Source organism: Aggregatibacter sp. oral taxon 458 str. W10330 (assembly GCF_000466335.1).
In the GTDB taxonomy this organism is placed as follows: Bacteria; Pseudomonadota; Gammaproteobacteria; order Enterobacterales; family Pasteurellaceae; genus Aggregatibacter.
Genome location: NZ_KE952623.1, coordinates 8,186 through 20,649 on the forward strand (window position 1 = coordinate 8,186; position 12,464 = coordinate 20,649).

A 12,464-nucleotide genomic window follows, 5' to 3' on the forward strand; every position below is an offset into this window, starting at 1 on the left:
AGCTTTCGGTGAGTTTCATGCCGATGCGTTGTTCCACTTCTAATAAATCCCAAATCAAGGCTTTTTCCGTGTGTTCCGGGCAGCTTGGGTAACCCGGTGCAGGGCGGATGCCCACATAGTTTTCGTTGATTAAGCCTTGGTTGTCGAATTCCTCTTGGGTGTAGCCCCAAATGCGGGTACGGAGTTCGAAGTGCAGGTATTCCGCCATGGCTTCAGCGAGACGGTCGCCTACAGCTTGTAGCAAGATGGCGTTGTAGTCGTCGCCTGCCGCTTTGTAGCCTTCCACTAAATCCATTTCTTCAACGCCGGCACAGACAGCGAACATCCCCATCCAGTCTTTTTTGCCACTTTCGCGATCGGCGATAAAGTCGCTTAAGGCAAAGTTAAATTGGCTTTTGCTGTTTTTGCCACGTTCCGTTTGTTGGCGTAAGCCGTAAGCCGTGCCGATAGGTTGAGTGCGGTCTTCATCGGAGAATAACACCACATCATCGCCCACACGTTCCGCAGGGAAAATACCCAACACGCCGCTTGGGTTAAGTTTGTGGTTTTGTTCGAAAGCATCTAACATCGCTTGCGCATCATTCCACACGCGGCGGGCTTCTTCGCCACTTTCCGGATGATCAAAGGCATCTGGATAGCCACCCATTAAGCCCCACACGCGGAAGAACGGCGACCAGTCGATAAATTTGCGTAGTTCGGCAATCGGCACGTTTTTAAATTCCACAATGCCCGTTTGTTTTGGCGTTGGTGGCACATAATCCGCCCATTCGCCTCTAAAGCCGTCGAAACGGTTGGCGCGCGCTTCTTCAATGCTGAGCTGTTTACGCAGTGGTTTGCGGTTAGCAAAAGATTGTTGGATTTTTTCGTAATCCTTCTTGAATTGTTCCCACAATGCCGCACGGCCTTCTGGGTTCATCAATGTGGCACACACCGTTACTGCACGGGAGGCGTTCGAGGTATAGAACACGCCGTGTTGTTTGTATTTTGGATACAGTTTAATTGCGGTATGTTCTTTGGACGTGGTTGCGCCGCCGATCAATACCGGCAAGTTCAAACCTAAGCGCGTCATTTCGCCGAGGAAGTATTCCATTTCGTCTAAAGATGGCGTAATCAAACCGCTCAAGCCGATAAGATCCGCTTTTTCCTCAATAGCGGTTTGGATGATTTTATCCGCCGGCACCATGACGCCCAAGTCAATCACTTCAAAGTTATTACATTGCAACACGACGCTTACGATGTTTTTGCCGATATCATGCACGTCGCCTTTCACGGTGGCGATCACCACTTTACCGTTGCTGGAGCCTTTTTGTTTAGTGGCGTTGATAAACGGCTCTAAATACGCCACGGATTGTTTCATCACGCGCGCGGATTTCACCACTTGCGGCAGGAACATTTTACCGTCGCCGAACAAATCGCCCACCACGTCCATGCCCGCCATAAGCGGACCTTCGATGACCTCTAACGGCGTTGGCAATTTTTGGCGGGCTTCTTCGGTATCTTCGATGATGTGCGTGGTAATCCCTTTCACGAGGGCATGTTTCAAACGTTCTTCCACCGACCATGTACGCCATTCGGCGACAGAATTGACCGCACTTTCATCGTTGCCTTGATTACGATATTTTTCTGCAATATCGAGCAATTTTTCGGTGGCATCCGGGCTGCGGTTTAAGACGGCATCTTCTACGATTTCACGCAATTCAGGATCGAGATTGTCATAAATCGCAAGCTGGCCTGCGTTCACGATCCCCATGTCCATGCCTTGTTTGATGGCGTGATAGAGGAAGACCGCGTGAATGGCTTCACGCATCACGTTGTTGCCGCGGAAAGAGAAGGACACATTTGACACACCGCCTGAGATCTTGGCGTGTGGCAAGCTGCGTTTAATACGGCCTGTGGCGTTAATGAAATCCACGCCGTAGTTGTTGTGTTCTTCAATCCCGGTGCCGATGGCAAAAATATTCGGGTCGAAAATGATGTCTTCCGGCGGGAAGCCAAGTTGGTTGACTAAGATGTTATAGGCACGGGTACAGATTTCCACTTTGCGATCTTCGGTGTCCGCTTGCCCAACTTCGTCAAATGCCATCACCACCACAGCAGCACCGTATTTGCGCACCAGTTTGGCGTGTTCGATAAAAATTTCTTCGCCTTCTTTTAGGGAGATGGAGTTTACAATCGGCTTACCTTGCACCGATTGCAAGCCTGCTTCAATCACTTCCCATTTGGAGGAGTCGATCATCACCGGCACTTTGGCTGCATCGGGTTCGGTTGCCATAATATTGAGGAAACGGGTCATGCATTTTTTGCCGTCGAGCAAGGCCTCGTCCATGTTCACGTCAATGACTTGCGCGCCGTTTTCTACTTGGTCGATGGCAATTTCAATGGCTTCGGCAAATTTGTCTTCTTTAATTAAGCGTTTGAATTTTGCCGAACCCGTTACGTTATTGCGTTCGCCCACATTCACGAACAGGCTTTCATCATCAATATTGAGCGGTTCTAAACCCGATAAACGCATGGCAGTTTTAATTTGTGGCAATTTGCGTGGTGGGATGTTTTCTACTGCATCGGCAAAGGCTTTAATGTGTTCCGGCGTGGTACCGCAACAGCCGCCGATAATGTTCACAAAACCGCTTTCCGCCCATTCTTTTAGGTGTGCAGCCATCTCTTCCGCACCGAGATCGTAGCCACCAAAGGCATTCGGCAAGCCTGCGTTCGGGTGAACGGAAACGTAGGTTTCGCTGATTTTGGAAAGTTGTTCGACATACTGACGCAATTCTTTCGGGCCTAACGCACAGTTCAAACCAAAAGTCAGTGGTTTAGCGTGACGAAGCGAGTTGTAGAACGCTTCGGTGGTTTGACCGGAAAGCGTACGGCCGGAAGCATCGGTAATGGTGCCGGAAATCATAATCGGCAATTCCACACCTAATTCTTCAAACACGGTTTCAATGGCGAAAATAGCCGCTTTAGCATTTAGCGTGTCGAAAATGGTTTCGATCATAATTAAGTCGGCACCACCTTCAATTAAACCACGCGTGGCTTCTGAATAGGCGTCCACCAATTCCATAAAGGTGACGTTACGGAAACCCGGATCGTTTACGTTCGGGGAAATAGACGCAGTGCGGTTAGTCGGGCCGAGAATCCCCGCGACGAATCTTGGTTTTTCCGGCGTGCTGTATTTATCCGCCGCCAAACGTGCTAGTTTCGCGCCGGCAAAGTTGAGTTCGTAAGCAATGGATTGCAAGTCGTAATCCGCTTGCGCAATGGTCGTGGAGCTGAACGTATTGGTTTCGATAATGTCCGCGCCTGCTTCTAAATATTTTTCGTGAATGGCGGAAATGAGTAACGGTTGGGTGAGGGTCAGCAAATCATTATTACCACGTAAATCCACCGCACTTTCTTTAAAGCGTTCACCACGGAAATCCGCTTCGGTGAGTTTATATTTTTGGATCATCGTGCCCATGGCGCCGTCTAAAATTAAGATACGTTGGGCAAGGGCATGTTTTAGTATTTCAGTGGTGTTTTTCAAAATAAGCTTTCCGTTTGTTAGTATTCAAATAAATGAGTGAAATAGTAGGAAGATGTGCTTACGCTGTCAAATGTTATCTCTCTAAAAGTGCGGTGATTTTTTAGCGTGTTTTTACTACAGGCTTAAGCGAATTCTTTGCTGATTTTCTGCTTTTTATCTTGGTCTATGCTAAACTAGCGCGCAATTTTTTCCGTATTTTTGAATGATTTCTTATTCGTTATGAGTTTATCTACCCCTCTTTTTATTGCATTGCGCTATTGGCGGGCAAAAAGTGCTGATCGTTTTGGACGGTTGGTAACAAATTTAGCCAGTTTCGGCATTGTGCTTGGCGTGATGGCATTGATTATTGTGCTGTCTGTGATGAATGGTTTGGAAGGCTATCAAAAACAACAGGTGCTTTCTTCCATTCCACACGCCATTGTTAGCCCAAACGGCAAGGTGAAGATCGACGATGCCGAACCGCCGATGCCAAATTTCGTGCAAAAAGCCGTGCCGATAAACATGACCAATGTGATTTTTCAAACCGCAAGTGGTGTTAGCGCAGGACAAGTGATTGGAATTCGACAATTTTCAGATGACCCGATTTTGTCTGCTTTATCCGAACCGCATTTTAAGGATTTGCTTCCGACAGGTGAGTTTAAAATCATTATTGGCGATCAACTGGCGCAAAAATTAAACCTGCATGTCGGCGACAAAGTGCGTTTGATGATTACCGAAAACAGCCAATACACGCCTTTCGGGCGCGTGCCGTTGCAGCGTTTATTTACCGTCAGCGAAATCTATTTTGATGCAGGGCATGCGTCAGGGTATGAAGCCTTCGCCAATTTAACGGACATTGGGCGTTTAATGCGCATTCAGCCGGGTGAAGCGCAAGGTTTCCGCTTATTTTTAACGGATCCGTTCCAAATTACCGAGCTGCCGGCAGCATTTCCCTCAGCCGTGCAAATCACCGATTGGCGCACGCAAAAAGGCGAGTTTTTCCAAGCGGTGCGTATGGAAAAAAATATGATGGGCTTGTTGGTGAGCTTAATTATTGTGGTGGCGGTATCCAATATTATTACGTCTTTAAGCCTGATGGTGGTGGACAAACAGGGCGAAATCGCCATTTTGCAAACCCTCGGCTTAACAAAAGGACAGGTGCGTTCCATCTTTATTTATCAAGGTTTATTAGTCGGTTTGATGGGCACTTTGGCGGGCGCTATATTGGGCGTGTTAGTGACGTTAAATTTGGATGCCATTGTGAATATCTTAGGCGCAAAAACGATGTATTTACCGACCGCACTTGAGCCTTGGCAAATTCTGACGATTGTCGCGTTTTCCTTATTATTGTCATTGTTATCCACCATTTATCCGGCCTATCGTGCCGCGAAAGTGGAACCGGCAGAAGCCTTGCGCTACGAATAAAAAAGAGATGAAAAAATGAATACAGCATTATTATCTTGCCAAAATATCACGAAATTTTATCAAGAAGGCACACAACAAACGGAAGTGCTAAAACAGGTGTCTTTTTCTATGCAGCCGAGCGAATTGGTGGCGATTGTGGGCAGTTCAGGTTCGGGCAAAAGTACCTTGTTGCACACCTTGGGCGGCTTGGATCAACCGAGCAACGGTGAAGTGTTTATCAAAGGGCAATCGTTGCAACAAATGACGCCGAATGCGTTGGCAAAGTTGCGCAATCAATATTTAGGGTTTGTGTATCAGTTTCATCATTTAATGGCAGATTTCACCGCACTTGAGAATGTCATGATGCCGATGCTTATCGGACAACAAAATAAAACGGAAGCACAAGATCACGCCGAACAGATCTTAAGTGCGGTCGGTTTACAGCACAGAATTTCACATCGTCCCTCTGCGTTATCCGGCGGGGAACGCCAACGTGTGGCAATTGCCCGTGCGTTGGTGAATAACCCGGCATTGGTGTTAGCAGACGAACCTACGGGGAATTTGGATCACAAAACCACGGAAAGCATTTTTGAGTTGATTCAACAGCTTAACCAAGAAAAACAGATTGCGTTCTTATTGGTGACCCATGACTTGAATTTGGCGGAAAAATTGAATCGCCGTTTAATTATGCAAGACGGCGTGTTACGCGAGGAAACTGCCTGATGAATACGCCATTTTTTATTAGTTGGCGCTATCAACGCAGTAAGCATAAAAACCGTTTGGTGTCGCTGATTTCATTTTTTTCCAGCATGGGCATTGCCTTGGGCGTGGCGGTGTTAATTATCGGTTTAAGCGCTATGAATGGCTTTGAACGTGAGCTCAATCAACGTATTTTGGCTGTCGTGCCGCATGCGGAAATTTCTTCTGCAAACGGGCAAAGCAATGCACCGATTGATCATTGGCAACATCTTGCCGCTAAGTTGAAACAAAATCCGCAAATCATTGGCGTTTCGCCTTTTGTCAGTTTTACCGCCTTAGTGGAAAATGGTGCGAAATTAAAAGTAGTGCAAATCAAAGGTGTGGAAACGGCATTGCAGGATCAAGTGAGTTCCCTTGGGCGTTTTGTGTTAAATCAAGGATGGCAAAATTTTGCGCAACATGGCGGGTTGGTGCTGGGGTCGGGGATTGCTCGGGATTTGGATGTGCAAGAAGGAGATTGGGTTTCTCTGTTAATTTCACAACAAACAGGCTCGGAAAATTTGACGCAGCCCTTGCGGGAACGTATCCAGGTCACAGGGATTTTGCGTTTGGATGGCCAGTTGGATCACAGTTATGCCCTCATGCCATTGGCACAGGCGCAGCAGTTGATGAATTATCAAGCGGAACAAGTGAGCGGAGTAGAATTGAAAACCACCGATCCGTTTAACATTCAAACCCTTGATTATTCCATGTTGCAAGATTATCCGCAGATGCTCTACCTGCAAAACTGGATCAGTAAATTCGGCTATATGTATCGCGATATTCAGCTGATTCGCACGGTGATGTATATTGCCATGGTGTTGGTGATTGGGGTGGCGTGTTTTAACATTGTGTCCACGCTCATCATGGCGGTGAAAGATAAAGCCGGTGACATTGCCATCATGCGTACTCTTGGGGCGAATAATGGGTTTATTAAGCGTATTTTTATTTGGTACGGCTTGCAGGCGGGCATGAAAGGCTGTCTGATTGGGATTGTGTTGGGCGTGATTTTGGCCTTAAATTTGACCGCACTTATTCAAGGCTTGGAAAGTGTCATCGGCAGAAAATTATTGTCCGACGGCATTTATTTCGTGGACTTCCTGCCAACCGAGCTACATTGGCAAGATGTATTGCTGGTGTTGCTTTCTGCGTTAATTCTCAGTTTATTTGCCAGCCTTTATCCAGCAAATCGTGCAGCGAAATTGCAACCAGCACAGGTATTAAGCAGCCATTAATAAAGAAAATTAAATAAACTAGTTTACTAGTACAAGTTGCAGTGGTAGAGTAATACCACTTTTTCGGATATTTTTGATTTTTATGAAGATAAGTGAGTGAACAATGAATACAAAAAACGATATTTCCATTGAAAATGACGATACGCGAATTGGCAAAATTGAACAGGTATTACCTCCGATTGCCTTGCTAGAAAAATATCCGGCAAGCAGCGTTGCGGTGAAAACCGTGGAAAATGCCCGTCACGAAGCGCATAAAATTATTCATGGTGAAGATGATCGTTTACTTGTGGTGATCGGGCCTTGTTCCATTCACGATCCCAAAGCCGCATTAGAATATGCGAAACGCATTAAATTAATGCGCGAAAAATACCAAGATACCTTACAAATTATTATGCGCGTGTACTTTGAAAAACCGCGTACTACGGTGGGCTGGAAAGGTCTCATTAATGACCCATACTTAAATAATACCTATGCGTTGAACGATGGTTTGCGTATGGCGCGTAAATTATTGTCTGACATTAACGATTTAACCGTGCCGACGGCAGGGGAATTTTTGGACATGATCACGCCGCAATATTTAGCGGATTTCATGAGCTGGGGCGCGATTGGGGCGAGAACTACCGAATCCCAAGTACACCGTGAACTGGCTTCCGGTTTATCTTGTGCGGTTGGCTTTAAAAATGCGACCAACGGTGGCGTAAAAATTGCGTTAGATGCGATTGGGGCAGCAGAAGCGCCACACCATTTCTTATCCGTCACGAAGTTCGGTCATTCTGCTATCGTTTCCACGAAAGGTAACGAAGACTGCCACATTATTTTACGCGGTGGCGACAATGGCCCAAATTACAGCGAACAAGATGTTGCCGAGGTGTGCGATGAACTTGCCAAAGCGGGCTACAGAGCCCATGTCATGGTGGATTTCAGCCATGCCAATAGCTGCAAGCAATTCAAAAAACAATTGGATGTGAGCCGTGAGGTTGCTCGTCAAATTGCCGCAGGTTCCAATAAAATTTTGGGGGTGATGATTGAAAGCCATTTGGTAGAAGGCCGTCAAGATTTGGTGGAAGGCAAACCATTGACTTACGGACAAAGCATTACCGACAGTTGCATCGGCTGGGAAGACAGTGAAAACGTCTTACAAGAATTATCTGATGCAGTGGCGGCAAGACGCAAATTAAACGGCTGATCTCTTTTTCATCTGTTTATTTCAAACAAAAGTGCGGTGGATTTTCATAGCGAATTTCCACCGCACTTTTTTTGACTTTTAAGTTAAACCGCCTCCGGATTTGGTATATCATATAGGGACTTATTTTATCCACTGAGGCAATAATGGCGTCTAAAAATTCTCCTCCTGCGAAAGATCAAAACACCACCAATTTGAACATTCCTCCTCATTCCATTGAAGCAGAACAAGCCGTGTTGGGCAGTATTTTGCTGAACAACATGTATTGGGATGATGTGGCAGAAAATGTGGTGAAAGAGGATTTTTATCGCTTTGAACATCGTCTGATTTTCGAGGAAATGGAAAAGCTGATTGCCCAGCAATCGCCGGTGGATTTAATTACCTTAGAACAGGCACTAAAAAGTCGAGAAGTCATCGAACAGGTGGGTGGCTTTGCTTATTTGGCAGAGCTTTCTAATAACACGCCAAGTGCTGCCAACGTGGTGGCTTATGCCAATGTGGTACGAGAAAAGGCGATCATGCGCGAGTTAATTTCCGTGGGGAACAAAATTGCGCAAAACAGCTATTCTCCGAAAGGGCAGGATGTGAAACATTTGCTGGATGAGGCGGAGCGAGAAGTTTTTGCCATTGCTGAGAAGCGCGCATCCGGTACTGAAGGCCCACAAAATATCATTTCCATTCTGGAAAACACCATCAATAAAATCGAACAACTCAGCCAAATTAAAGATCATTCCGGTGTTACCGGCGTTTCCACCGGTTTCAAAGATTTAGATAAGAAAACGGCAGGTTTGCAAAAATCCGACTTGATTATTGTGGCGGCGCGTCCTTCCATGGGGAAAACCACCTTTGCCATGAACCTATGTGAAAATGCGGCGTTAGGAAGTGATAAACCGGTATTGGTGTTCAGTTTAGAGATGCCGGCGGAGCAAATTATGATGCGTAGCTTGGCGTCACTTTCACGCGTGGATCAAACGAAAATCCGTACCGGTCAGGGCTTGGATGATAACGATTGGGCAAAAATTTCCAGCACCATGGGGATGCTTGCGAAAAAACCAAATTTATTTATTGACGATTCTTCCGGTTTAACGCCGACGGAGCTACGTTCCCGTGCCAGACGGGTTTATCGTGAAAATAACGGCTTAAGTTTAATCATGGTGGACTACCTTCAATTAATGCGTGCGCCGGCTTTTTCTGAAAATCGTACGTTGGAAATTGCAGAAATTTCTCGTTCTTTAAAAGCATTAGCAAAAGAATTAGAAGTGCCGGTGATCGCCCTGTCACAATTAAACCGTACCTTGGAAAACCGTCAGGATAAACGCCCGGTTAACTCAGACCTGAGGGAATCAGGCTCTATTGAGCAAGATGCGGACTTGATTATGTTTATTTATCGTGACGAAGTGTATAACCGTGAATCAGAAGAAAAAGGCATTGCCGAAATTATTATCGGTAAACAGCGTAACGGTCCGATTGGACGTGTGAAGTTGGCATTCCAAGGTCATTTTTCCCGTTTTGATAACTTAGCAGAACATCATCATTACGATGACGAATATTAGATAACAGCGTAAAAGAGATAAAAAATGCACATGAAACCTGCAACAGCCAAAATCAGTTCTGTTGCGTTAAAACACAATATTCAAACCATTAAACAAAAAGCCCCAAACAGTAAAATTATTGCAGTAGTCAAAGCCAATGCTTACGGACACGGTGTCGTGTTTGTGTCTTCTGCCGTCGAAAGTCTGGTGGATTGCTTTGGTGTAGCACGTTTAGAAGAAGCACTAAAATTACGCTCTAACGGCATTACCAAACCGATTTTGCTGTTAGAAGGCTTTTTCTCTTCCAAAGACTTACCGATTTTGGCTGTCAATAACATTCAAACCGTCGTGCATAGCCAAGAACAGTTAGATGCTCTTGAGCAAGCAAAAACGCCAAATCCGGTGAAAGTGTGGTTGAAAATTGATACGGGAATGCATCGTTTAGGCGTGCATTTGGATGAAGTGGATAGCTTCTATCAAAAACTCAAATCTCTCCCCTGCGTTGATCCAAACATTGGCTTTGTGAGTCATTTTAGCCGTGCTGATGAGCTAGAGTGCGGTTATACAGAAAAACAATTAACCCGCTTTTTACAGGCAACGGAAGGTAAATCCGGTGAACGGAGTATTTCTGCATCCGGTGGTATTTTGTTCTGGCAGGATGCGCATTTAGATTGGATTCGTCCGGGTATTATTATGTACGGTATTTCACCGAATAATACTGCAGGAAAAGAATACGGTTTAACGCCGGTGATGAATTTAACCTCTTCTTTAATCGCCGTGCGCGAACATAAAAAGGGCGAGCCGGTGGGATACGGCGGTGTTTGGACAAGTGAAAAAGACACTAAAATTGGCGTGGTAGCTATCGGCTATGGTGATGGTTATCCGCGCGATGTGCCGCAAGGTACCCCGGTTTATCTGAATGGTCGCCGTGTGCCGATTGTGGGCAAGGTATCCATGGATATGTTAACCGTGGATCTGGGCGCAGACAGTCAAGACAAGGTCGGCGATGAAGTGATCTTGTGGGGTAAAGAATTACCGATTGAAGAAATCGCAGAAATTACGGGCGTTATCAGTTATGAATTAATCACCAAATTAACCCCGCGTGTATTAACCGAATACATTGATTAAATTTAAAGGAGTGCTTATGCAAAATATCAATCCAACCCAAACGAACGCATGGAAAGCGTTAACCCAACATCATGCGCAACGTAAGAATACAACGATTCAAGATTTATTTGCGCAAGAAAAAGATCGTTTCGCCAACTATTCGTTAACCTTTAACAACGAGATTTTGGTGGATTTTTCCAAAAATAACCTGACTCAAGAAACCCTTGGTTTATTGCGTCAACTCACTGAAGAGTGTGGTTTAACGCAAGCCAAAGAAGCCATGTTCAACGGCGAAAAGATCAACCGTACGGAAAATCGTGCCGTATTACATACCGCACTTCGTAACCGTTCCAATACGCCGATTTTCGTGGATGGCAAAGATGTGATGCCGGAAGTGAATGCCGTGCTCGCCAAAATGAAATCGTTCTGTGAACGTGTGATTTCTGGTGAATGGAAAGGTTATACCGGTAAAGCTATTACCGATGTGATCAATATCGGTATCGGCGGTTCCGATCTTGGCCCTTACATGGTGACCGAAGCCTTGCGCCCGTATAAAAATCATTTAACCATGCATTTTGTTTCTAACGTGGACGGGACACACATTGCTGAAACGCTGAAAAAAGTGAATCCGGAAACCACTTTAATTTTAGTGGCGTCTAAAACGTTCACCACCCAAGAAACCATGACAAATGCCTTGTCTGCCCGTGATTGGTTCCTTGCTGCAGCAAAAGATCCTGCCCATGTGGCAAAACACTTTGCCGCCCTTTCAACCAATGCAAAAGCGGTCGCAGAATTCGGTATTGATACTAACAATATGTTTGAATTCTGGGATTGGGTTGGCGGTCGTTATTCTTTATGGTCTGCTATTGGTTTGTCTATTGCGCTTTCTATCGGCTTTGAAAACTTTGAAGCCTTATTAAGCGGTGCCCATGAAATGGATAAACATTTCCGCACTGCGCCGTTAGCACAAAATATTCCAACCACATTGGCTTTAGTAGGTTTGTGGAACACCAACTTCCTCGGCGCACAAACGGAAGCGATTTTACCGTATGACCAATATTTACACCGCTTTGCCGCCTATTTCCAACAAGGCAACATGGAATCCAACGGTAAATATGTCGGCCGTGATGGCAAAGTGATCGACGGCTATCAAACCGGCCCAATTATTTGGGGTGAACCGGGCACGAACGGTCAGCACGCGTTCTATCAATTGATTCACCAAGGCACGATATTAATTCCTTGTGATTTCATTGCACCGGCACAAAGCCATAATCCGTTGTCTGATCATCACAACAAATTACTTTCCAATTTCTTTGCGCAAACCGAAGCATTGGCATTTGGTAAAACCAAAGAACAAGTGGAAGCCGAATTCTTGAACGCAGGCAAAACGTTGGCAGAAGTGAAAGACATCGTGCCGTTTAAAGTGTTTACCGGTAACAAACCGACCAACTCCATTTTGTTACAAAAAATCACGCCGTTTAGTTTAGGGGCGTTGATTGCCATGTATGAACACAAAATTTTCGTACAAGGCGTGTTGTTCAACATTTACAGCTTCGACCAATGGGGCGTGGAATTGGGAAAACAACTTGCTAACCGAATTTTGCCGGAATTGGTAAATAACGAGAAAGTGGAAAGCCACGACAGTTCAACCAACGGCTTGATTAACCAATTCAAAGCTTGGCGTTAAGCTCTCCATTGAGTGCCTGCCATTGAGAATAATGGGAGATACTAGGTGTGGAATAACAAAAAAAGTGCGGTGAAAT

At 45.5% G+C, this 12,464-nt stretch carries 8 protein-coding genes; 7 read left to right on the plus strand and 1 reads right to left on the minus strand.

The window, feature by feature from the left end; genetic code table 11:
* Positions 1–3,523, minus strand: a 3,523-nt coding sequence (gene metH, locus HMPREF9065_RS01190; protein ID WP_021616901.1) for a methionine synthase, incomplete at its 3' end; no start/stop codon positions are given.
* A gap of 219 nt (positions 3,524–3,742) precedes the next feature.
* Here metH and HMPREF9065_RS01185 point away from each other — a divergent pair.
* The 7 genes from HMPREF9065_RS01185 to pgi all read left to right on the plus strand — a co-directional run bounded on the left by HMPREF9065_RS01185 (position 3,743) and on the right by pgi (position 12,388).
* Positions 3,743–4,927 carry a lipoprotein-releasing ABC transporter permease subunit gene (locus tag HMPREF9065_RS01185; RefSeq protein WP_021616902.1) on the plus strand — a complete coding sequence of 395 codons (1,185 nt, stop codon included), beginning with the start codon at positions 3,743–3,745 and terminating at the stop codon, positions 4,925–4,927.
* Between the two features lie 15 nt (positions 4,928–4,942).
* A complete protein-coding gene (gene lolD / locus HMPREF9065_RS01180) occupies positions 4,943–5,629 on the plus strand; it encodes a lipoprotein-releasing ABC transporter ATP-binding protein LolD (protein WP_021616903.1) in 687 nt (228 codons plus the stop codon).
* Positions 5,629–6,879, plus strand: coding sequence for a lipoprotein-releasing ABC transporter permease subunit LolE (lolE, locus tag HMPREF9065_RS01175; protein ID WP_033002753.1), 1,251 nt, complete (start codon positions 5,629–5,631; stop codon positions 6,877–6,879). The genes lolD and lolE overlap by 1 nt, the downstream gene beginning before the upstream one ends.
* A gap of 103 nt (positions 6,880–6,982) precedes the next feature.
* Positions 6,983–8,065, plus strand: coding sequence for a 3-deoxy-7-phosphoheptulonate synthase AroG (gene aroG, locus HMPREF9065_RS01170; RefSeq protein ID WP_021616905.1), 1,083 nt, complete (start codon positions 6,983–6,985; stop codon positions 8,063–8,065).
* A gap of 143 nt (positions 8,066–8,208) precedes the next feature.
* Complete coding sequence (locus HMPREF9065_RS01165) at positions 8,209–9,615, plus strand: replicative DNA helicase (protein ID WP_021616906.1); 1,407 nt, start codon at positions 8,209–8,211, stop codon at positions 9,613–9,615.
* A 30-nt stretch (positions 9,616–9,645) separates the two neighbouring features.
* The gene (gene alr / locus HMPREF9065_RS01160) at positions 9,646–10,722 is read left to right on the plus strand and encodes an alanine racemase (protein ID WP_198009776.1); all 1,077 of its coding nucleotides are present in this window, start codon (positions 9,646–9,648) and stop codon (positions 10,720–10,722) included.
* Between the two features lie 16 nt (positions 10,723–10,738).
* The gene (gene pgi / locus HMPREF9065_RS01155) at positions 10,739–12,388 is read left to right on the plus strand and encodes a glucose-6-phosphate isomerase (protein WP_033002755.1); all 1,650 of its coding nucleotides are present in this window, start codon (positions 10,739–10,741) and stop codon (positions 12,386–12,388) included.
* The last annotated feature ends 76 nt before the right edge of the window (positions 12,389–12,464 follow it).